Here is a 22,672-nt window from a genome sequence, read left to right on the forward strand (position 1 = left end):
GTCAGACGTCGGTCCGCGGATGACCGGCGATCAGATGCAGCAGCGCTTCGTCCGCGCCGCCGGCCAAGGCGTAGGCACGGGCGTCGCGGTAGCCTCGCTCGACCGGCCCGCCTTCCAGGTAGCCCGCTCCGCCGTGCAGTTGGAGCAGGAGATCGGCGCACTCGCGCTCCAGCCGGCTGGCGCGGAGCTTGGCGATGCTCGCCTGCCGCAGAGCGGCGGCGTCTTCCTGGAGTCGCTCGAAGGCCGCGTCCGTGTACTGCTCGATCAGCGCCAGCTCGGCGTCGAGTTCGGCCAGCCGGAAGGCGATCGCCTGGTGCTGGAGCAACGGCCTGCCGAGCACCGCCCGGCCCCGCGCGTACGTGGTGGCCCTGTCGAGCATGGTCGCGGCACGTGCCGTGCAGACCGCGGCCAGGAAGGTGCGCTCGCGGGTGAAGACGCGAGTCAGCGCCTCGTATCCGGAGCCGGGCTTGCCCAGGAGGTTCTCCTCCGGCACACGTACGTCGGTGAAGGACAGCCGACCGTGGTCGCACGCGCGGTTGCCGAGTTTGCCGGTGTGCCGTTCCTGGCGCACGCCCGGGAGCCCGGTGGGGACCAGCACCAGGGTCAGCGAGTCGAGTCCGTCCGGCGGGTTCCCGCCCTCGTCCGCCCCGGACGGAAGGAGATGGCAGAGCACGACGGCGAAGTCGGCCACGGAACCGTTGGTGAGGAACGCCTTGTCGCCGGTCAGCCGCAGTCCGTCGGCGTCCCGTACGGCCGTCGTCCGCACGGCGGCCAGGTCCGAGCCGCCGCCGGGCTCGGTGGCGGCCAGGGCCGCGACCAGCTCACCGCGTACCGCGGGCCGGAGGTAGGCGTCCCGGACGCCCGTCCCGCCCTCCTCGGCGAGCAGGGGCAGCACGATGTCGGTCTGCACCGACAGGCTCATGGCCGGGGAGCCTGCCGGGAGTCTGCCGAGTTCCCGCGCCCATACGTGGGAGTAGCCCAGATCGAGCCCGAGGCCGCCGTCGTCGACGGGCAGCGTCAGCCCGAGCAGGCCCTCCTCGCCCAGTGAGCGGTAGAGCTCGTGCGTGGGCATCTCTCCCGCCTTCTCCCAGTCCTCCAGCTCCGGCAGGAAGAGCCGCTCCAGTACGGCGCGCACCGAGGCCCGGAAGAGCTCATGGTGTCGGTCCAGCCTCATGACGCACCCCCCGTCACCGCACGGGTGACGTTCTCCAGAGCGATCAGGTACTGCTCGGCCCAGGCGTCCACGGTCCGACGGCGGAAGAGTGAGGGCCGGTACGTGACGGTGAGCGTCGGCTGTCCGGCCGCGCCGCCACTGGTCAGGCTGAACGCCAGGTCCAGCTTGCTCTGCCGTTCGGCCGGATCGTGCTCGACCCACGTGAAGCCGAGATCCGGGTCGGGCAAGGGGGCCTCGGCGAAGTCCTGGACGGCCAGCGACACCCTGGCGAGCGGCATGCGCGTGCCGTCGCGGGGCACCCCGAGCCTGCTGACGAGCTGGTCGAAGGGGTACGTCTGGCAGTCCAGCACCTCCGCGGCCTCGTCCCTGGCGCGGGCTACCAGCGTGGGCACGTCGCGGGCCCCGGCCAGGCGGATCCTGGCGAGCGCCGTGTTCACGAAGAGACCCACGGTCCCCTCGTCCTCGGGGCGTACCCGCCCGGCCATCGGTACGGCGATCACCAGGTCCTCCGAACCGCTGATCCGATGCAGCAGGACGGCGAGCGCGGCCAGCGCGAGGGTCAGCCGGGTGTGACCACCCTCGGCACCCGCTCGGGCGAGCGCCGTGCCCAGCCCCGCCGGCAGGGGCAGCGAGACGTCGTCTCCGTCGTCGTGTTCGTCGACGGGAGCCGGAGCGATGGGCAGCGGCAGCTCCTCCGGCCGGTCGGCGAAGCGGCGGGTGACCCGGTCGGCCTGCGCCGGCCATCGGGCCGACTCGGTGCGGCGTTCCCAGCGGACGTGGTCGCGGAAGCGGTGGGGAGAGGGGCCGGGGCCCGGCTCGCCCGCCGCGACCCGGCGGTATGCGTCGAGGAAGTCCTGCCACAGGAGCGCCAGGCTCCAGCCGTCGCACACGATGTGATGCACGATCAGTTCGAGCCGGTAGCGCGAGGGGGCCGTGCGCAGCAGGGCGATCCGGGACAGCGGCCCGGTGCGCAGGGAGAGCGGGGTGCGGCGCAGGAGCGCGACGCGCTCATCGACGATCCGGGCGCGCACCGCCTCGGGGAAACGGACGGTGTCCAGGAAGGTGAACTCGGTCAGCGGCTCGCTCTCGACCACCTGGCAAGGCTCCTCACCCCCTGGGGCGGAGGGCTCGAACCGGGTTCGCAGCGCCTCGTGCCGTTCGGCCACCCGGTGCCACGCGGTGCGCGCCACCACGGGATCGAGTTCGCCGGTCACCTCGAAGGAGACCGTGACGAGATGGTCCAGCCGCTCCGGATCGACCTCGTGCAGCAGCCAGACGCGTCGCTGCGCGGCGGAGAGCGGGAACCGGTCGGTGCCGGTGGCATCGGCGGGAGCGGAGGACGGGGCGGGGGACGCGGGGGAGGCAGGTTCGGACACCAGTTCCGCCAGGTGGCGGGCCAGGCCCCGCGCCGTCGGATGGTTGAGTACCGCGGTCGCGGGGATCCGTTGACCCAGCGCATGGCTCAGCCGTCCCGCGACCCGCACCGCGAGCAGCGAATTCCCGCCGAGGGAGAAGAAGTTGGCCTCGGGGTCGATCCGATGGAGGTCCAGCACGTCCCGCAGGGCCGTGCTGGTGGTGTCCAGCAGGGCGACAGCGGCGTCCGGGGTGTCCATGACCGCCGGTGACCTGCTCCCCGGAATCGCCGTCATCGCAGTTCTCCTCTCATCGCGTTCTCCAGGTCCCGGCCCAGCTCCGTGAGGAGCCGGTCCCGCTGCTCCCTGAGGTAGAAGTGGCCGCCCGGATAGACCCTTCGGGCGCTGACCGCGTGGGTCAGCGCAGCCCAGCCCGCGTAGGTGCGGTCGGAGACGGTGGGGTCGTCCTCGCCCGTGAGCACGACGAAGGGCGTGGCCAGCGGGGGCTGTCCCGGGGGTTCGGCGGACGACCGGTAGGTGTCGTGCAGCCGGAGGTCGGCGCCGAGCGGCCGCAGCACCAGATCGCGCCACTCCGGGTCGTCGAGCAGCTCGGCCGTGCCGCCGTCGTCGAGGCGTCGTACGTAGTCGAGCAGCTCCCGCGGGGAGCGGGGCGGTCCGGCCGCGGTCGGCATCTCCTGCGGCGCCCGGTGCGCGGAGACGGCCAGAAGCAGGGGGGCCGGCCGCTTGCGCCGCGCCAGCTCGCGCAGCAGTTCGTAGCCGGTCAGCGCACCCATGCTGTGGCCGAACACCGCCAACGGGCGGTGCGCCAGGGGCGTGAGGGAGTCGGCGATCGCGGACACCAACGCCGCCCAGCCGGAGACGGGATCCTCCGCGAAGCGGTCCTCGCGGCCGGGAAGGCACACGGCCACGGGTTCGAAGCCGCCCAGCGGGTGGCGGTCCCATCCCGCATAGCTCAGGGCGCCACCGCCGGCGTGGGGCAGGCACAGCAGCACGGGCCCGGTCCCCTCTCGCCAGTGCCCCGCGCACGGACGCAGCCACCGGGTGTCGGTCAGCTCACTCATACTGCTTCTCCTCCGCTCACCCGGAGATCCGCGACATCGGCCAGCGCGGCACGCCACAGCGGGGCGAGCTCTTCGAGGACCGCCGCGGGAAGGTCCCAGCCGATGAGCCGCAGCGAAGGGCCCGCGGAACCGGCTGCGACCGTGAACTGGACGGATCCCGAGCGCGCCGGGTCGGCGGCGGTGGGACTGTCGTGGTCGGTCATCCGCCCTCCCGTGCCCGGTACCGCGGTGCCGAGGCCGGCGGTGGTCGCCTCCGCGAGCTCCACCGCGACCAGGAACGAGCTGGTGAGCACCTCCCGCCGGCCGGGCCAGCGGTGCGCGAGCCCGGGGCAGTGCATCAGCAGTGCCGCCGACCAGTGGGCCTCGGGCCGTGCGTGCTCGGCCCACGCGGCGGTGGCCGCGCCGAGCGCCCGTCCCGCCTCGCCGTCACCGTCGCCGTCCGCGGTGATCAACAGCGGGACCACGTCGGAGAGGTTGGCCACGGTCTCTGCGGGGGAGCCCTGCCGCGGCAGGCTCAGCGGTACGGCCGTCAGGCCCAGCCACCGGCGCACGGCGAGCGCTGCCGCCGCGAGCAGCCGCGGCTCCAGCGCGCCCCCGGCGCCGTCGAGGAAAGACGCCGGCAGCTCGCCGGCCGCCACCTCGGTCACCGTGTGTTCGGCGGTGAGGCGGGGGGCCAGCCGTCGCTGGGCCTGCCGTTCCGCCTCCAGGTAGGCGTTGAGATGCCGTACGGGGCGCATGCCGCGGGCTCGCTCGCGCAGCTCAGCCAACTGCTCGGTGAGCGGCGCCGACGCGGTGGGCCGCGCCCCCAGGCCCAGTTCGGCGGCGAGTTCACGGGAGATACGGCGCAGGGCGTTGCCGTCCACCAGCAGATGCCGCACCGCCAGCAGCAGCCGCGTTCCGCCCGGCAGCCTCACCAGGGCGGCGGCCACGGGCAGTTGGCGGCGCAGCCCGGTGTGGCCGAAGAGGAGCGGACGCACCCGGTCGACCAGGGACGGGCTGTTCCCCTCCAGGACCGGCAGGTCGAAGCGGACGACGTGCAGGGCCCGCAGCCGCAGCCGCGCCTGGCTCGTGTCGAGCCTCGTCCGCAGCAGCGGGTGGCGTCGGACGACCTCGGTGAGTGCTTCGCGCACAGCATCGGGATCGATGTCCAGGGGCAGCCCGAGGGTGAGGACCGCGTGGTCGCCGACGTCCTCGGTGTCCCCTGTGAGCAGAGCGAGTGAGGTGGCCGGGGGCAGGTCGAGGTGCTGTCCCGTGTCGTCCGCCAGCTCGTGCCGGGGGTCCGGCAGCAGCGCAATGTCATCCGCGCCGTCGTCCGGTGCGTCGGTCCCGTCGGCTGCGGCGAGCTGCCCGTCGGTGGTGGCCCGCTCGGCGAGGGCCCGCACCGTGCGGGCCTGCAGGAGGTCCGCGGCGCGGATGGCCACCCCCTTCTCACGCAGCAGCGCGACCACCCGGAAGGCGAGCAGCGAGGACCCTCCGCGGACGAAGAAGTCGTCGTCGGCACCGACCCGGGGCACCCCCAGCACCTCCGCCCAGATGGCGGCGATCGCCGATTCCACCGGCCCGCGCGGCTCCTCGCCGCCTGTCGCCGCGCCGGCATGCCGCTCGGCGGCCAGGGCGAGCAGCCGGTCCTTGTCGACCTTGCCGTTGGCGGTCAGCGGCAGGGCCGGCAGGGGCGCGATCACGTGCGGCAGCATGTACTCCGGGAGGCGCTCCGCCAGCTCGGCACGGACCTGTTCCCCGGTCAGGCCGGGGGCGACGTAGCCGCACACGATCTGCTTGGCCGGCTCGGTGCGCAGGACGACGGCAGCCGCGGTGACACCCGGGACGGCGGCCAACGCCGCCTGGACCTCCTCCAGTTCGATGCGGTAGCCGGACACCTTCACCTGCGTGTCGGTACGTCCCTGGAACTCCAGCGCCCACTGCCCGTCGAACTCGACGAGCCGGGCCAGGTCCCCCGTCCGGTACAGCCTCTCGGTGCTGTCCTCGGCCACCGTCCGTTCGTGGAAGCTCCGCTCGGTCGCTTCGAGGGAGCAGTACCGCTGGGCCAGCCCCGTGCCCGCCAGGTACAGCTCACCCGTGATGTTCGGCGGGCACAGCGCCCCCGTCTCGTCGAGGACGTACGCACGGTAGTTGGGCAGCGGCCGGCCGATGGGGACCTGGCCTTCCGTCACACCCGGGTCGACGAGGAACTCGGTGGCGTTGACGGTCGCCTCGGTGGGCCCGTAGATGGTGTTGAGGCGGGCCGGAGAGTCCACGACGCGGTGCCAGCGGTGGGTCTGGTGGAAGAAGTACGTCTCCCCGCCGACGACGATCCAGCGCAGCGCGGGGAGCGCCGCCCGGCCGCGCCGCGCGGCCACGTCGAGCAACTGCACCCAGTGCGGGGTCACGATGTCCAGGTGGGTGATCCGCTCGGCGGCCAGCCAGTCCAGGAACTCCCCTCCGTCGCGCTGCACTTCGTCGGGCACGACCACCAGGCACGCGCCCGTCAGCCATGCGGGGAACAGTTGCTGCACGGAGGGGTCGAAGGTCAGCGGCGCGGTCTGGCACAGCCGGTCGTGGGGGAGCACGTCGTGACGGTCGATATACCACGCGCAGAAGTTCAGCAGGGCCTCCTCGCCGGTCATCACGCCCTTCGGGGTGCCGGTGCTGCCCGAGGTGTAGACGACGTACGCGGTCCGGTCCCACGGCTCGGCCGAGGGCCGACGGCCGCGCGGGGCGGGTTCACCGGTGGTCCAGCCGGCGGGGGCGGCACGGCTCGCCCCCGCCACCACCCGTGCCGTGAGACTGCTGCCGACCCCCGCCTCCGAGAGCAGGGCCGCCGCGGGGGCGTCCGCCACCAGGGCCGCGGCCGCCGAGTCCGCCAGCATGAACTCCAGCCGACGCGCCGGGCCGTCCGCCGCGAGTGGCAGGTAGGCGCAGTTCAGCTTGAGCGCGGCCAGCAGGGCGGCGTACTCGCCCAGCCTGCGGGCCGTGGCGACGGCCACCGTACTGCCCTCCGTCACGCCCTGTTCCGCCAGCCGCGCGGCGATCCGGTCGGCCTCGGCGTGGAGTTCCCCGTAGGTGTAGGTGCCGTCGTCGGCCTGCACGGCGGGCTCGTCGGCGCGCCGCGCGGCCGCCTCTTCGAGCCGATACGCCAGGGCGGGGCCCTCGGGCCACGATCGGGCCTGGTCGTTGAGAGCCCTCCAGGCCGCCCGCTCCTCGGGGGTCAGCAGTGTGTCCAGAGCGAGGGCGGGGTCGGTCGCTGCGTGGGACGTGGTGGTCACGGGGCAGTGGTCCTTCCTGCGGGGCTGGGGCTCATCACGACGTGGGGCGTCCGGCGCATCCGGACGTATCGGGACCGCGCGGGCGGCGCCTACTCCGTTGCGGCCAGGCGGTCCTGGGCCCTGCGGATCTCACGGGCGAGCACAGCCGCCCAGGCGGCGGAGACCTCGGCGGGGTCGTACTCGAGACGGCAGTGGAAGCCCTCGACGCCCCCCTCGTGGCAGACGAGAGCGAGCGGTTCGGACCCGGTCTCGCGCCACCAGGAGGCGGCGGGAACGCGGCGCAGGGGCACCGGCTCGGCCGGTGCGTCGGGGTAGTTCTGGAACACGAAGGCGGCGGCGGGATCGCGTACCGCCGGTGCCAGTCCGGCCAGCAGTTCGTCGGGGTCGGCGCAGTCCTGGGCCAGGACGGCGGCCAGGTGGCCGTGCAGACGTCGGAGGCGTTCACGGGTGGTGCCCGAGAGGTCGACCGGCACCGGCAGACTGCGGGCGAGACAGGCCACGGCACGTTCGATGTGCGGGATGTCGGCGTTGCGGCCGGAGGAGACGATGCCGAGCGGGAAGGCACGCTGGCGGCACACCCGGCCCAGAGCCTCGGCGTAGGCGAGGAGATATCCGGTACTGGGCGCACACCCGGCGGCCGTGGCCACGGCCCGCAGCGCCGCGTCGGTCTCCCTCGTGACGGCCCAGTCGACGTGCGCGCGGTCCGTGTTCCCGCCGACGCGGCCCGGCGGCAGGGGCAGGGGGCTGACGGCGCGCAGTTCCGTGAGCCACTCCGGCGAGGGCGCCGGGGAGGGCGACTCCGCCAGCCGGTGGGCCAGTTCGCGCAGGGGGAGCGCCGGCGCGGGCAGCGGGCGGAAGCGGCCTTGGCGGAGGCCCGAGTACAGCATCTCGAACTCGTGCTGGAGCAGCTCCCAGGACCAGCCGTCCGAGATGACGTGGTGAAGCGTCCACACGAGGGTGAACCGGCCCCGTTCCAGCTCGAAGGCGGCGACCTTCAGCAGCGGCGGCGCGGACAGGTCGAACCCCTCCCGCAGCACGGCGTCGGCGTGGGAACGCGCGCGTTCGCGCCGTGCGGCCGCGCCGCTGCCGTCCGCCCGGTGCACGGTGAGCGGAACCGTCACCCGCTCCTCGGTCCTGGCGCGGAAGCCGTCGGTGCGACTCTCCACCCCCGTGCGCAGCACCTCGTGCCGCTCGGCCAGCAGATCGAGCGCGGTGCGCAGCGCGTCGGCGTCCAGTTCCTCCTCGTACTCGTGGCTCTCCTGGACCAGTCCCAACTGCGGTACGCGGTCGCTGAGGAGCGTCGCCACGGCGAGCCGCCGCTGCGCGGGCAGCAGCGTCGACGCGCCGACGCCGGGAACGCTCCGGGGGGTCGCGGGCCGCTCGGCCGGAGTGCGGTCCAGATGGCTGGCGAGTCGTCGCACCGTGGGGTGCGCGAACATGTCCACCGACTGGAGGGGCAGCCCGGCCCCGGCGCACTCGTGACGCACCCGGAGGGTGGCGATGGAGTCCCCGCCGCTGCGGAAGAAGTCGTCGTCCGGACCGAGCTGCGGCAGGCCCAGCACCTGGCGCCAGATCGTCAGGAGCCGCCGCCCGGTGGCGGTCAGGGCCGGGGTCCGCGTACCGCCGTCGCCCGGGTCGGCGAAGTCCCGCACCATGCGCGCGCCCGCCCTCCGGTCGGCCTTGCCGTTGGCGGTGCGCGGCAGGGCGTCGACGACGAGCACCCGCGTGGGGACCATGGCTGCGGGCAGCTCCTCGGCGAGCGAGGCACGCAGGTCGGCACCGGCGACCGGCGTCCGGGTGATGACGGCGGCGGCCAGTTCATGGCGCCCCTGTGCGTCGTCCAGCACCACGGCGATCGCCTCGGCGACCCGCGGGTCTGCGTGCAACGCCCGTTCCACCTCGGCCAGTTCGATGCGCACGCCGCGCACCTTCACCTGGTCGTCGCGACGCCCGGAGAACACCAGGTCCCCTTCCGCGGTGTACCGGACGAGGTCTCCGGTGCGGTACCAGCGACCTCCCTCGCGGGCGACGAACCGTTCGCGGGTCAGTGCCGGATCGTCGAGGTAGCCCCGGGCGACGCCGATGCCACCGAGGAGCAGTTCGCCGTCGGCCTCCGGCGGGCACGGGTGCCCGTCCGCGTCGAGGACCAGGGCCCGCAGCCCCGGCAGGGGACGGCCGATGGGAGGGGCACCGCCGGTGACCGGGCCTGTCACCTCGTACGCGGTGGCGTCGACGGTCACCTCGGTGGGCCCGTAGATGTTGAACAGCCGATGTCCCTGCTGCCAGGGCCGCCACTCGTTGACCCGTGCGGCCGGCAGGACCTCGCCCGCCAGCAGTACGGCCCTGAGGGCGGGCAGGACCGTCTCGCCTGCGGCGATGCGCCCGGCGCAGTGTTCCACGACCGGGGCCCACAGGGAGGGCACGGAATCCCAGTGGGTCACGCCCTGTTCGGCGAGCCAGCCGTACAGCCGCGCGCCGTCGACCCGCACGGTCTCGGGCACGGGCAGCAGGGTCGCTCCGGCCGACCAGGCGGAGAAGATCTGCTGGACGGAGGCGTCGAAGTGCAGGGAGGCGTTCTGGGTGACCCGGCTTCCCGGCCCGAGGTCCGTGGTGCCGGCCACCCACCGTGCCAGGTTGACGGCGCTGCGATGCTCGACGAGCACACCCTTGGGCGCGCCGGTGGAACCCGAGGTGAAGACCGTGTACGCCACGTCGTCCGGCCGCGGTCCGCCCGGGCGCCCGGTCCCGGGCAGCGCGCCGTCGGCCTCGGGCAGCGCTTCGAACTCCGTGAGCGTCCCGCCGCCGAGCCTGCCGCGCTGGAACGGCAGCGCACGGTCGACGAGGAGCCCGGCGATCTCGGAGAGGCCGAGCCCGGCCCACCCCTCCGCGTCGGTGACCACCGCTGCGAGCTCCGCCCGCCGGGCGACCTCACGCAGCCGCCGCACCGGTGCCGCCGGGTCCAGCGGCACATAGGACCCGCCCGCGGCCAGCACCCCGAGCAGCACCGGGTAGACGGGCAGCGACCGGTGTGCCACCACCCCGATGCGCAGCTCCCGTTCCCGGTCGCTCCGCAGCCCCGCCGCCCAACGGGCCACCCTGGCCGCGAAGTCGGCCAACTCGCGGTAGGTCAGGGCCCGGTCACCCACGCGTACGGCCTCGGCGTGCGGTGTGCGTGTCACCTGCTCCCACACGATGGTGACCAGGGTCGTGTCCGTGTTCCAGGAGGGGGCCGGACCGTCCAGTCCGCCCGGGAATGCCCGCCGGTCCGCCTCAGTGCGCAGATCCCAGCTGGAGAAGTCCAGATCCGTCATCGCTCGCTTCCCCGTCGGCTCGGCAGTGGCTGGTCGTCAGGCGCGCCGCTCCCGGCGTCTTCGCTCCTGGTCACGTGGGAGGCGCGCAGACCGCGTCCCAGGAGGGCGTACACGGCGAGGCACAGCAGCACGGCTTCGAAGAACACGATGGTGCCCCGGGTCCCCCACCGGTCGAGGAGGAGACCGGTCAGGGCGTAGCCGAGGGGGAGGCTGCTCTTCGACAGGAAGGTCATGAAGCCCTGCACCCTGCCGAGCTGGTCGCTGTGGACCTGGCTCATCAGATACTTCATCTGGATCACGTTCAGTACGGCGACCTGGAGCGCGACCAGTCCCCACACCAGCCCGATCCCCCATCCGGGCAGGTCGACCAGCAGCAGGGGGAAGAGCAGCGCGGTCAGCCAGTGCTTGCCGACGACAGCGGTCCGCAGCCCGAGACCCGCCTCGATGCGCGGAGCGAGGGCCGCGCCGAGCAGGCTGCCCACACCGGCGGCCGTGAAGACGGCGCCCACCTCGAAGCCGGAGGCGCCGCTCCCCTTGGCCAGCACGATGAGCAGCAGCCCGATACCCGCGAAGAGGAAGTCGCCCACGGTCGTCAGCAGCGTCAGGGCACGCACCAGCGGCAGCCGTGCGGTGATCCGCATGCCGGCGGTCAGTTCGCGGCGCCAGCGCAGTGGCTCAGGGGCGCCCTCGGGTCCGAGCCGCGACCGGATCGCCAGGATGGCCGCGGCGACGGCCACGAAGGACAGCGCGTCCAGGAGGAACGGTGCGGCGGGGCTCATGGTCTCGAACATCAGGCCCGCCAGCGGCGGCGCGAGCAGAGCCGAGGTACCGAAGATCGTCTCGCTCTGGCTCGCGGCCTCGCCCAGCTTGTGCGGGCCGGTGATTCCCGGCAGTGCCGCCGTGTCCGCGATGCGGTACGCCGTCGCCGCGAGGCTGTTGACGAACGCGACCACGTACAGCTGGGGCAGGCTCAGCCCGTCCAACAGGAAGGCGATGGCCACGGTGGCGATCGAGGCCGCGCTGAGCAGGGAGGCCGCGAGCATCACCGCCCGCCGCGAGACGCGGTCCACCAGCATGCCCAGCGGCAGGCTCAGGAGCAGCGGAGGGATCGACTCCACGCTGCCGACGAGGCCGGCGTGCAGCGGCGAGTCGGTGATCAGCAGCACGATCAGCGGCAGGGCGACGGCGGTGAGCTCGTCGCCGATGGCGCTGAGCATGGTGCCGCCCCACCAGAACCGGAAGTCACGGTTGCGCCGCAGCGACGCGGGCTTCTCCTCGGCGGCTTCGCCGGCTGACGCGGACTTCTGCTCGGCTGTTCCGCCGCACGGCGTCGAGGTCATCCCGTCCCCCTTCGCCGGCCGCGCGCGTGCGTACCGAGCTCCTCGCTGATCGCGGCCAGACCGCGTTCCAGCTCCGGGCGCGGGCAGGAGAATCCGATGCGCATCCGGTCGGCCTGCCCGAAGACCCGGCCGGGGACCACCAGTACGCCGTGCCGGGCCAGCAGCCGCTCGCACAGGTCGGTGACGTCCGTGTGGGCGGTGAACCGGGGGAAGGCCGTGACCCCGCCGCGTGGAACGGGGCAGTCGATGGCCCCTTCGCTCGCCGCCGCCCACTCCAGTACCCGTCGCCGGTTGTGGCGCGCCTCGGTCAGCCGGGGAGTGATCAGGGCGTCGGCGTGCTCCACGGCGACGGCTGCGACTCGTTCCACCAGCGGAGAGAGGCTGAGCGTCAGATAGTCCCGGATCCGCACCAGCTCGGAAACCAGGCCCTGCGGGACCACACACCAGCCGACCCGCAGCCCCGGCAGGCCGTAGGCCTTCGACAGCGTGCCGAAGCTCAGCACGCGGTCCAGGTCCTGGGACGGTTCGGCCAGCGGCGGATGGTCGTGGACGAGATCGGTGAAGGCGCCGTCCCACAGCAGAACGGCCTGGCTGTTCGCGACCAGATCGAGCAGCTCCGTACGGCCTCGGGGGTCCACGCAGGCACCGCTCGGGTTGTGCGGGAAGTTCACCACCACCAGGCGCGTGCGGTCGCTGAGCACCGCCCGCAGATCGTCCAGGTCCGGGGCGAAGCCGTTCTCCGGCCGCAGCGGCCACGGACGCAGGCTCGCGCCGGCCGCGGTGGCGAGCCCCGACAGCGAGTGGTAGGCGGGCGTGGCGACGACGACCTCGTCCCCGGGGCGCACCAGTGCGGCAAAGGCGAGGTACAGCGCCTCACTGGAGCCGTGGGTCGTCATCACCACATGGCCGGGGCCGGGGCGTACCCGGGCCGCCACGGCGGCGCGCAGCCGCTCGTCACCCAGCGACGGACCGTCACGGAACATCAGCTCGTCAAGCTCCCGCGTACCGAGCAGCGCGGGGTCGAGGGCGCGGAGTTCCCCGAAGGTGTAGTTGTGCACGCCGCTGCTGCTGATGTCGGTCTTCGCCTGGAAGTAGCGTTCACGCAGCCAGTCCTCCAGGGGCGCCGCCGGCAGCGCCTGCGGGCCCGCGCCGAGTGGGCCGGTCATCGCTGCCCCAGGACCCGCGAGTCGCCGGCCCACGCCTTGCGCGACCGGTGCAGATCACGGGTGATGTTGATGCGCTTGAGCCAGCGGTCCCGGCCGTCGTAGCGGGGCTGGAAGGCGCGCCTGCCGTGTACGGCCCTGCGGTTGTCGATGAAGGCCACGTCGCCCTGGTCGAGTACGAGTTCGTACAGCGACGCGTCGATCAGCTTGCGCAGTGTCCCGAGAGCCGCCGCGGCTTCCTCGTCCCCCTCGGCGGGTGCGCTGAAGTCGCCGTCGACGCGCAGGTGGGGTGCGGCACGGTGGCCGGTGAGGATCGCCACCGGTTCGGGCCGGTCGGTGGCCTGGGCGATGCCTTCGAACTCCACTCGCCCCTGCTGCGCCGTGGAGTTGTTCACCTGCAGATGGGAGTCGTCGGGCCGGATCAGGAAGCGCTCCTGGAAGAGCACATCGAGGGTCCGCTCGTCCAGGTCGTCCAGTGGGACACCGGCAAGGGTGGTCGCCACCCCGTCGGGGTTGCGCAACGAGAGCAGACCCACGTAGTCGGCCCGGTACGGCGAGAAGGCGTCCTCGGTGTGCCAGCCGAGCTCCTGCCGGCTGCTGGAGCTGACCAGGGTGTGCTCCCCGCCCTTGATCGGCAGGACGTCGGTGACGACCCGCCCGTCCTGCTGGGTGGCCCAGCCGAAGACGTCGCCGAGCAGACCCGCGTAGAGCATGAGCAGGAAGGAGAGCGGGCGCGAGCCGGGGGTGCGGGCGGTGCGCCAGTGGACGGGCGTGGAACCCAGCGACGCGTCGTCGACGGGGTTGCCCCGTACGACGAGGGCGTGCGGCCACGCGTCGAGACGCGCCCGGGCCATGAACGTCCGCAGCCGCCTGGGCATTTCGTGGGCGATGACAGGGGCGTCGAGAAGGAACTCGGGGCCGTCGGTCTCGTCGTACCGCTGTGCGCACCGGGCCGCGAGCGCGGCGGCGGCTGCGGCTTCCGCAGGCGTCAGCCGTAACTCACTCCACGGCCGGACCGGCGTGGCGACCGAATCCGGCGGCGCGGCGCCGTGGTGCGTCGTGGGGCTCTCAGTCATCGCGATGCGTCCTCCTCGGACGGGGCGCTGGGGGCTGGGGTGATGTCGTCGACCGGCTCGAAGCCGGGGCAGGCCGCTCCCGTTCGGTGGCGCAGCCGGTGCGCCTCGGAGGGCAGGCCCATCCGGTCCAGCCAAGCCGGGTGATAGACGGTCGGGCCGTAGTGGTCGCCGAGATCCGGGCAGAGGCACAGCGCGTGACGCACCTCGGGATGCCGGTAGAGGTACTCCAGACAGCCGGCCAGTACCGCACCGCTGGAACCGCCGACCGCTGTGCCGGTGTCCGCCCGCAGGGTGTGGCAGCAGGCCACAGCCTGCCGTTCGTCGACCAGCAGCACGTCGTCGGTGCTTGCCCGGGTGAGGAACGCGGACCTCCTGCCGGCGCCGATTCCGGTCAGGGTGCGGGGGCGGGGCACCCCGCCGAACACCGTCGAGCCCCTGACGTCCACCGCGACGATCCGCAGCCCGGGGCGGGTGCGCCGGAAATGGCGGGACAGGCCGGCGAGGGTGCCCCCGGTGGAGACCCCGGCGAACAGGGCCTGTGCGCGGTGCGTCGCCTGCGCGTCGAACTCGGGCGCGGTCCAGGTCTCGTGGATGCGCCAGTTGGCGTCGTTCTCGTACTGGTTGGGCCACACGGCGTGCGGCAGGTCCCGCTCCAGCTCGCGCACCCGGGCCAGCCGGTCCTGCAGGTGGGTCGTGGCGTCGTCGGGGGTCCTGACCCAGTCCAGTTCCCCGCCGTTGGCCTCGATGGCCTGCTGGATGACGGGGGACTGCCGGTGGTCGACGACGGCGATGAAACGCAGCCCCAGGTCCCGGCAGATGGCGGAGAGCGCCAGCCCGAGATTGCCCGAGGTCGATTCGACGACGGTGGCATCGGGGGCGGTCAGGTCACCGGCCACCGACCGGATCAGACTGAGTGCGGTGCGGCCCTTGACCGATCGCCAGGGCGAGTGGCCCTCCAGCTTCAGGGTGATGGTCCGGGGGATGCCGGCGATCTCGGTCCGGACCGTGCGGACCGGGGTGACCGGATAGGCGGCCATGGCCCGGCTGACGTGCTCCAGCACGGGGTTGCCGGACATGGGCGGGGGGCAGGTGGTGTCGCCGGGTGTGGCCGCCGCTGTCGATGGCGGCGAAGTGGGTGGCATCTCCTCGTCCTCGTCTCGCTCCTGCGCGTGCGCATGGGGGGTTTGCGTTCCGGGGTCGTGCGGCGACCGGCCGCCGGGGTGGCGTCGGTTCAGCCCTGCGGGTCCAGCGGGACGTCGACGTCGGCGAGAAGCCCGAGCAGCATGGCTTCCCACCGGTTCCTGATACGGGTCATCCGGCCGTGGCCGAACCGCGCGAGCTGGTGCTCGAAGACACCGACCAGTCCGTCGGGGGTGTCGAACACCTCCAGCAGCAGGCCGAACTTGGCCGTCCCGTTGAACACCGGCTCCAGCGGAGTGACGCGGATGCCGTCGAGGCGTGGCGGAGTGCGGGCATCCAGGTAGGAGAAGGCGATGTCGCTGCCCGGACCTCGGCCGGCGCCGCGCTGCCCGCCCAGGTCGTCCACGATCGTGTCGAACGACACGTCGGAATGCTCCAGCACTCCGCGCCAGGCATCGTCCAGGGCGGCGACGGCCTGTCGTGCCGTCAGCCCCGGCCTTCTGCGCAGTCGCAGCGGGACGTGATTGATGAAGAGGCCCACCACGTCCGCGACCCGCTGATCGGTTCGGCCCGCCACCTCCACGCCGATCACCTGTTCCGCGGAGCCCTCGGCGGTCACGGCGAGGGCGAAGGCCGTGAGCGTGAGGACGAACGGAGTGACACCCAACTCCGCTGCGATCAAGCGCAGTTGGTTGGAAAGCTCGCTCCCGAGCCGCACCGCCAGGCTGCTGCCCGAACGGTCGGTGTCCGTGGCGTCCGCCGGTCCGGCGCCGGGGGCGATTCCCGCCAGCTCTCGCCGCCAGAAGGCCAGATGGGGCCGGTTGCCGCCCGCGGCGACACGTTCACTCTCCCACCAGGTGCAGTCGGTGAAGGTGAGCTGCGGCGGCGGAAGCGAGAGGCCGCCGCCCGCGACACGATCGCGGTACAGGATCTCCAGGTCCCGCCACAGGATGTCGAAGGACCAGCCGTCGACGACCAGGTGGTGCGCGGTGAGGAGAAACACCCACTCCTCGGCATCGGTCCTCGCCAGGGTCGCCTCCACCAGAGGGCCGTCCAGCGCGAAGACCCTGCGCCCCGCCTGCTCCAGGAGCCGCTGCACGCCCGCCTCGCCGTCCTCCCGCGTGTCGGCCCTCGAAAGCCGTACGGCCGTCGGGTCGTCCACCGCCAACCAGGGGTCCTCACCGCCCACGATCCTGACGCGCAGGGCCTCGTGCCGTGCCATCAGGTCGTGCAGGGCGCCCTCGAAGGCGGCCTCGTCGAGCGGGCCGTGCAGCCGGAACGCCTCCGGGACGGTGTACGCGGCGGTACCGGGCCACAGCTGTTCGTCGATCCAGACCCGGCGCTGCGCCGCGGACAGCGGAGCGCGGTCGGTACCGCGCTGCCGCAGGCCGGCGTCGTCCCGCGGCGCCCGGCCGCCGTCCGGCTCGGGAAGGGCGGCGGCCAGGTCGCGCAGCACCGGGTGGCGCAGGAACAGGGTCAGGGGCGCTCTGACCCCCAGCTCCGCGCGGACCCGGGCGGACAGGGTGGCCACGAGCAGCGAGTGGCCGCCCAGGCTGAAGAAGTTGTCCTGCGGGCCGACCTCGTCGGTGCTGAGCAGGCTGCGCCAGATCTCCGCGAGCGCCAGTTCCCGGCGGCCGTTCAGTGCCGGTACCGCCGCGTCGTCGGAGCCGGAATCTCCGGTGGCTCGCGCCTCCCAGGGGTCGGGCAGCGCCGCGCGGTCCAGTTTGCCGTTGACCGTCAGCGGCAGGGCGTCCAGCGTGACGACGGCCGTCGGCACCATGTAGTGCGGCAACCGCTCGGCCAGCTTCGCGCGCAGGGCCTGGTCCGTGCCGTGCGGCTCTTCGGCCCGTACCGCGTAGGCGACGAGGTGAGCGGCCTCGGGGCTGTCCGGCCTGCGGACCACGGCCACGGCGGCGGACACCCCCGGCTGCTCGCACAGCACGCTCTCGATCTCGCCCGGTTCGATCCGGTGGCCGCGCAGCTGGACCTGGAAGTCGCCGCGCCCCTGGAAGTCCAGGAGGCCCTCCCCGGTGAACCGGCCCAAGTCGCCGGTGCGGTACATCCGGCTGCCGGGCGGCCCGTAGGGGTCGGGCAGGAAGCGGTCGGCGGTCAGCGCCGGCCGGCCCAGGTAGCCACGGGCCACCGGGGCCCCGGAGACGTACAGTTCGCCCACCGTCCCGCGCGGCACGAGGCGCAGCGCGTCGTCGAGCACGTACACCCGGGTGTTCGGGAAGGGACGGCCGATCGGCAGCCGCTCGGTGTCGGTGCGGCCCCGGACCTCGCAATCGGTCATCTCGACCGTGGTCTCCGTGGGCCCGTACATGTTGCGCAGTTCCGCGCCGAGCAGGTCCAGGCAGCGTCGTGCGGTCTGCACGGGCAGGGTCTCACCACTGGTCATGACCTGGCGCAGGGTGGGGCAGCGGCCGGGCCCGTCGAGCGTCTCCAGCAGGACGTGCAGCATGCTCGGCACGAAGTGGACGACCGTCACCCGCTCCCGTTCGATCGCCTCGACCAGGTAGTCCGGGTCGGCATGCCGGCCGGCCTCCGCGACAACAAGGGTGGCGCCCGTGCTCAGCGCCCAGAACACCTCACGCACGGACACGTCGAAGGAGAGCGGCGACTTCAGCAGCAGCCGGTCGTCGGAGGTGAGCCGGAACTTCTCCTGGAGAGTCGTCAGATAGTTGACCACGCTGTGGTGTTCGACCATCACGCCCTTGGGGCGGCCGGTGGAGCCCGAGGTGTAGATGACGTACGCCAGGTCCTGGGGGCGCGGCACCGGTTCGGGGACCGTGGCCGGGAAGCGGCTCAGTGCCTCGTGGTCATCGACGACGAGGACGGTCACGCCCGGGAGTTTTGGCAGCGAGGCGGTCTGCCGCCGTTGGGTGAGCAGGACGCGGGCGCCGCTGTCGCGGACCAGCCCGGCGATCCGCTCGGGCGGGTTGTCCGGTTCGATCGGCACATAGCCGCCGCCCGCCTTGAGCACTCCGTACACGGCGGGGAGCACGTCGGCGCCACGGGCCAGGCAGAGGGCGACCGGCGTGTTGGCGCCGACGCCGTACTCGCGCAGGGCGTGGGCGACGCGGGAGGAGCGTTCGTCGAAGCCCGCGTAGCTGAGCGTGGCGACCGTTCCGGTGGCCTCCCGCCAGGTCAGGGCGGTGCGCTGCGGGGCCAGGGCCACCTGGCGGGCCAACAGCCCGGTCAGCGTGAGGTCGTCGGGCAGCGGCCGCACGGGGCCCGCGCCCAGGGTGAGCAGCGCGTCCAGCGCGGATCCGGACAGCAGCGGCAGCCGGGCCACCTCGGTGCCGGGGGCGTCCGCCGCGGCGGTCAGCAACGTCTCCAACTGCTCCGCCCAGCGCAGCACGGTCGTGTGGTCGTAGACGTCCGTGCTGAATTCGATACCCAGGGACATGCCGTCATCGGTCGGCGGCCGGAAGGTGAACAGCACGTCGCACTGCGCGGTGCCGTCGTCCGTCTCCAGGGCGCGCACGGACAGGCCCGGCAGGTCCGGGCTGTCGGGGAAGTCGTCGTACAGAGCGATGACCTGGAAGACGGGGGTGCGGCGCGCGTCGCGGCGCACGCCCAGCTTCTCGACGACCCGGGCGAAGGGCACGGCGGAGTGGTCCATGGCGTCGAGCAGGCTTCGCTCGGCGCGCTCCACCACCGTGGCGAAGGCAGTGGTGGGGCCGACCGGCCACCGTAACGCCACCGAGTTGAGGCACAGGCCCACGAGGTCGTCCAGCTCGGCGTCGAAGCGCCCGGCGACCGCACTGCCGATCACCACGTCCTCGTGGCCGCCCGCGCGGTGCACAAGGGTGCTCAGACCGGCGAGCAGGACCACGAACGGTGTTGTGCGGTGCGCGGCGGCGAGCCGACGAACGGCGTCGGCCCCGCGCGGTCCGAACGCCGGCCGGAGGGTCGCGCCGCGCCCGGTGCGTTGTGCGGGCCGGGGCCGGTCCAGGGGCAGGGTCACCTCCTCGGGGATGCCGTGCAACTCGGTGGTGAAGTACTCCAGATCCCGGTCGGTGACGCCGTCGCGCTCGTTGCGGCGCTCGATGTCCACGTAGCGCCGGTAGCTGACGACCGGACGCCCGGGTACGGCTTCCCCGCCCGTCCGGGCCCGGTAGTGCGCGGCGATGTCCTCCAGCAGCACCTCGGTGGACCAGCCGTCCGCCACGATGTGGTGGACCACGATCACCAGCAGGTGCTCCTCGGCGCCGAGCGGCACCAGTACCGGCCGGAACAGAGGTCCGGCCACCAGGTCGAGACCGGCCGTCTCTTCGGCGACCACCCGCCGTACCACCTCGTCCGGGTCGCCGCCCGGCTCCGGCGGCGCGTGGCTCAGCCGCAACGCCTCGGCCGGCACCTCGGCCCGCACGGGGGTGCCGTCCCGGTCGGGGAAGCACGATCGCAGGGAGTCGTGCCGCCGCACCACCGCGTCGACGGCCCAGCCGAGCGCCTCGGTGTCCAGGGCGCCCGCGAGATGGAGGGCGAGAGTGATGGCGTACTCGGCGGGGGTCTCGGAGATCTGCGCCAGCAGCCACATACGGTGCTGGGCGGCGGACAGCTCGCCTTCCGCGGTGCCCCGCGCACCACTGTCCGGGGCGTCGTCGAGCGTGACGCGCAGTGCGTCGGCCAGCTGGGCCGGTGTCTGGTGTTCGAAGACCGCGCGGACGCCGATCGCCGTGTCCAGGGCCGAGCGCAGCTTGGCCACGAGCCGGGTCGCGTGCAGGGAGTTGCCGCCCTTGTCGAAGAAGTTCTCGTGCGGGGCGACAGGTGTTCCGCCCAGGACGTCCGCTGTGGCGTCGAGGACGGCGCGTAGGACGGGGTCGGTTTGTTCGGGTGCCGGCGGTACCGCGGCGAGGTCCTGCCGCGCGGCGATGTCGGCCAGTGCGTTCCGGTCGATCTTGCCGTTGGGGGACAGGGGGAGCGTGTCCAGTGCGACCAGCCGGGAGGGGACGAGCGCGGCGGGCAGCCGCTGTGCGAGGAACCCGCGCAGCTCTTCGGCGTCGGCTTCCGCGCCGGTGAAGAATCCGGTCAGGGTCGCCCCAGCGCCGGCGCCCGCAGGGACGGCGGCGGCCAGGGAGACGTGCGGATGGGCCGTCATCGCCGCCTCGATCTCACCGGGTTCGATCCGTCGGCCGTGCAGCTTCACCTGGTGGTCGATACGCCCCAGCAGCCGCAGCTCTCCGCTGCCCTCGACCCGGCCGAGGTCACCGGTGCGGTACAGCCGGCTCCCGGGAGGTCCGTACGGGTCGGGCAGGAAGCGCTGCGCGGTCAGGGCCGCCCGCCCGTGGTAGCCCCGGGTCACGCTGGCCCCGCCCAGATAGACCTCGCCCACCTCGTTCGGGGCCAGTCGCCTCATCTCGTCGTCCAGGACGTACGCGGTGGCGCCGGCCATGGGACGGCCGACCAGCACCGGTGCGTCCGGCAGGTCCCGGGGCGCCGTCCACCACGTGGAGTCGACGGAGACCTCGGTCGCTCCGTACAGGTTCACCACGTCGCACGGGAGGCGGTCGTGCACGTCGACCACCAGCGTGGGATCGAGTGCCTCTCCGCTGACGAAGATCCGGCGCAGCCCGGCGCACTGCCGGGGATCGAGCCCGTCCACGAAGGTCCGCAGCAGTGAGGGCACCATGTGGAAGGACGTCACGCCGTGCTCGGCTATCAGCCCGCTCAGGTAGGCGGCGTCCGTGTGGCTGCCCGAGCGGGGGAGCACGGTGGCGCCGCCGGTCAGCAGCGGCAGGAAGATCTCGTACACGGAGACGTCGAAGGAGAGCGACGTGACCTGCAGCATTCGGTCGCGCGGCCCCATCGGGAAGTGCTCCAGCATGCCCAGCAGATAGCTGACGATGCCACGGTGCTCGACCATCACACCCTTGGGCAGCCCGGTGGAGCCCGAGGTGTAGACGATGTAGGCCAGACGCTCGGGCCGTGGCTCCTGCTCGACCGGCGTGACCGGCCGGCGCGCGGACGTCCCGGCCCCGCTCTCCGCGCCCACCGGCACGACCGCCACCTGTCCCGTCCCGTCGCGCAGGTCCTCGGGCAGCCGGTCCCGCAGGTCCTGGCGCAGTAGGACGGCCCGCGCCCCGGAGTCGTCCAGCATGTGGCGGATCCGCGCCGTCGGGTACGCCGGGTCGATGGGCACGAAGGCTCCGCCGGCCTTCAGCACGCCGAGCAGTGCGACGACCAGCTCCGGATCACGTTCCAGCATCACCCCGACGGGTGTCTCGGCACGCACACCGAGGGCCCGCAGCCGGTGGGCGAGCCGCGTGCTCCGCTCGTCCAGTTCGGCGTAGGTCAGCAGCCCGTCGTCGTGAACAACGGCGGTGGCTCCGGGCGTTGCGGCGGCTTGCGCGCCGACGAGTTCGTGCAACGTCGCGTCACGGCCGATCGGACCGTTCGACGCTGCGGCATTCGACGCTGTCAGGGCAAGCAGGTGATGTGCGTCATCTCTGGCTTCCATACAGGGAGACTCCCGGCATCGGGCTCGCTTACGGCGGCCGTTCCATGGTGCGCGTGCCGGGGAAGCTCGATCAATTGTCCCTTCGTCGCTGTGACGGGTGATTCCTTTGGCGGTTCATGGACCGCGACCACGGTGGTAGGCCGAACTCCACCGAAGGGATAACACTCTTCCGTCGTCGGGATGCCCGAACGAACGACAAGCGTCTGAGCGCATGTGGTCGGGGTCCGCCGTTCTGGGCAGTGACACCGTGTCCGGCCCTCGAACGTCCGCTGTGGGCCGCTGGAGCCGACGGGTGGGCGCGGTCGGCAAGGACCCTCCTCGCGGTGTTTCGAGGGCCGCGTCCATGAGGGCCGGTCCGCGGCCGGACACCCACCATGCGCCATCTCGCCCAACTCCTCGGGATGTCACGGCCCATGGCGTGGGGGCGGGGCACGCCCGAGGGGTTGGCGGGGGCGGGCCCCGTGGGTGGCGGGCCGGGGGCCCGGGCCATTTGGGGGGAGGGCGACCCGGCTCACGGTGCCGGCCGGGAGCAGCACGTGCTTACCGAAGATCCATACGCCGGTGTCGACCACCAGGTAGGAGGACGTCACGTCGTCGGAGTGCTTGTCGACCTTGCCGATGCTGCCGTCCGTCGCCTCGACCTTGTAGCCGATCAGGTCGGTGCCGACGGTGTGACCGGCGGCCGGCTGGTATCCCCACAGGTTGTCCGTCATGGAAAGCTCCTTCGTTCGCGAGGAATTCGTTCGCATGGAAGTCAATGAAAAATCTTCGCGGGAAACACCGGTTCGGATATCAGTGACGGCGATGTGTGTCGCCTTCGATGTCTCTGCCGTCCTTCGTTGTTTCCTCATTCACCGCTGACGGTCTCGTGCCCCGGCACCTCCGGCGCATGTCCACGAAATGAGGTGTTTTCCGATCGCGTCAGGGGGAAGTCGGTGGGGCCCCGCCATGCGTGGTGCGCCGGGATTACCGACGAGGTCGCGAGATGTACGGGTGGAGGTGACCGGCTCGTCGGCGTGCCGGGCACCCATCTGCCGGTCTTCCTTCGAGGGCCCCGGGGAGCCAGGAAAGCTCCGGGGAGCCAAGAAAGCCAGGGGCCCGGGGGAGCCCGCGGGAGCCGGCCGGTCGCAGCCCGGTTGTCGGAGCATCGTGTCGTCGGCCGGGCGGTCGGGCGGTCGGGCGGCCGGGCCGGCCGGCACATGCGCATCGAGCCGCGCCGGGCCGATCCTCTGATGAGAAGGTTCCGTGCCCATCGGATCGGCGACTGTCGCTCCTCCCGAAGGTACGCGTGAATCCTGGATGGAATGC

The 22,672-nt window shown here is 72.9% G+C and carries 11 protein-coding genes; all 11 read right to left on the minus strand.

All coding sequences use genetic code 11. The features are described 5' to 3' along the window. Position 1 precedes the first annotated feature (1 nt). The 11 genes from IF19_RS0104255 to IF19_RS0104305 all read right to left on the minus strand — a co-directional run bounded on the left by IF19_RS0104255 (position 2) and on the right by IF19_RS0104305 (position 22,077). Positions 2 to 1,174 carry an acyl-CoA dehydrogenase family protein gene (locus IF19_RS0104255; RefSeq protein ID WP_030275965.1) on the minus strand — a complete coding sequence of 391 codons (1,173 nt, stop codon included), beginning with the start codon at positions 1,172 to 1,174 and terminating at the stop codon, positions 2 to 4. Then, entirely contained in the window at positions 1,171 to 2,823 is a 1,653-nt protein-coding gene (locus IF19_RS0104260) for a condensation domain-containing protein (RefSeq protein ID WP_078580452.1), read from the minus strand. Before IF19_RS0104260 ends, IF19_RS0104255 begins: the two co-directional genes overlap by 4 nt. Then, on the minus strand, positions 2,820 to 3,608 hold the full coding sequence (locus IF19_RS0104265; RefSeq protein ID WP_050493680.1) for a thioesterase II family protein: 789 nt from the start codon (positions 3,606 to 3,608) through the stop codon (positions 2,820 to 2,822). Before IF19_RS0104265 ends, IF19_RS0104260 begins: the two co-directional genes overlap by 4 nt. Beyond that, on the minus strand, positions 3,605 to 6,871 hold the full coding sequence (locus IF19_RS1000000135330; protein ID WP_030275967.1) for a non-ribosomal peptide synthetase: 3,267 nt from the start codon (positions 6,869 to 6,871) through the stop codon (positions 3,605 to 3,607). The genes IF19_RS0104265 and IF19_RS1000000135330 overlap by 4 nt, the downstream gene beginning before the upstream one ends. 89 nt (positions 6,872 to 6,960) lie before the next feature. Further along, entirely contained in the window at positions 6,961 to 10,182 is a 3,222-nt protein-coding gene (locus tag IF19_RS0104275) for a non-ribosomal peptide synthetase family protein (protein WP_030118104.1), read from the minus strand. Then, a complete protein-coding gene (locus IF19_RS0104280; RefSeq protein ID WP_030118105.1) occupies positions 10,179 to 11,522 on the minus strand; it encodes an MFS transporter in 1,344 nt (447 codons plus the stop codon). Before IF19_RS0104280 ends, IF19_RS0104275 begins: the two co-directional genes overlap by 4 nt. Further along, entirely contained in the window at positions 11,519 to 12,688 is a 1,170-nt protein-coding gene (gene vioD / locus IF19_RS0104285; RefSeq protein WP_050492705.1) for a capreomycidine synthase, read from the minus strand. Before vioD ends, IF19_RS0104280 begins: the two co-directional genes overlap by 4 nt. Then, positions 12,685 to 13,761, minus strand: coding sequence for an arginine beta-hydroxylase, Fe(II)/alpha-ketoglutarate-dependent (gene vioC / locus IF19_RS0104290; protein WP_050493682.1), 1,077 nt, complete (start codon positions 13,759 to 13,761; stop codon positions 12,685 to 12,687). Before vioC ends, vioD begins: the two co-directional genes overlap by 4 nt. Beyond that, a complete protein-coding gene (locus tag IF19_RS0104295) occupies positions 13,758 to 14,837 on the minus strand; it encodes a cysteine synthase family protein (RefSeq protein WP_050493683.1) in 1,080 nt (359 codons plus the stop codon). The genes vioC and IF19_RS0104295 overlap by 4 nt, the downstream gene beginning before the upstream one ends. Before the next feature lie 155 nt (positions 14,838 to 14,992). Beyond that, entirely contained in the window at positions 14,993 to 21,274 is a 6,282-nt protein-coding gene (locus IF19_RS0104300; RefSeq protein WP_030118111.1) for a non-ribosomal peptide synthetase, read from the minus strand. 494 nt (positions 21,275 to 21,768) lie between these two features. Continuing rightward, positions 21,769 to 22,077 carry a PRC-barrel domain-containing protein gene (locus IF19_RS0104305; protein ID WP_078625089.1) on the minus strand — a complete coding sequence of 103 codons (309 nt, stop codon included), beginning with the start codon at positions 22,075 to 22,077 and terminating at the stop codon, positions 21,769 to 21,771. Positions 22,078 to 22,672: the final 595 nt, after the last annotated feature.

The sequence above is a fragment of the Streptomyces californicus genome (genome assembly GCF_000717645.1).
Taxonomy (GTDB): Bacteria; Actinomycetota; Actinomycetes; order Streptomycetales; family Streptomycetaceae; genus Streptomyces; species Streptomyces californicus.

Bases quoted from the DNA above. Each gene is read 5' to 3' on its own strand.
- IF19_RS0104255 (WP_030275965.1), bottom strand. From the start codon at position 1,174: ATGAGGCTGGACCGACACCATGAGCTCTTCCGGGCCTCGGTGCGCGCC.
- IF19_RS0104260 (WP_078580452.1), bottom strand. From the start codon at position 2,823: ATGACGGCGATTCCGGGGAGCAGGTCACCGGCGGTCATGGACACCCCG.
- IF19_RS0104265 (WP_050493680.1), bottom strand. From the start codon at position 3,608: ATGAGTGAGCTGACCGACACCCGGTGGCTGCGTCCGTGCGCGGGGCAC.
- IF19_RS0104275 (WP_030118104.1), bottom strand. From the start codon at position 10,182: ATGACGGATCTGGACTTCTCCAGCTGGGATCTGCGCACTGAGGCGGAC.
- IF19_RS0104280 (WP_030118105.1), bottom strand. From the start codon at position 11,522: ATGACCTCGACGCCGTGCGGCGGAACAGCCGAGCAGAAGTCCGCGTCA.
- vioD (WP_050492705.1), bottom strand. From the start codon at position 12,688: ATGACCGGCCCACTCGGCGCGGGCCCGCAGGCGCTGCCGGCGGCGCCC.
- vioC (WP_050493682.1), bottom strand. From the start codon at position 13,761: ATGACTGAGAGCCCCACGACGCACCACGGCGCCGCGCCGCCGGATTCG.
- IF19_RS0104295 (WP_050493683.1), bottom strand. From the start codon at position 14,837: ATGTCCGGCAACCCCGTGCTGGAGCACGTCAGCCGGGCCATGGCCGCC.
- IF19_RS0104305 (WP_078625089.1), bottom strand. From the start codon at position 22,077: ATGACGGACAACCTGTGGGGATACCAGCCGGCCGCCGGTCACACCGTC.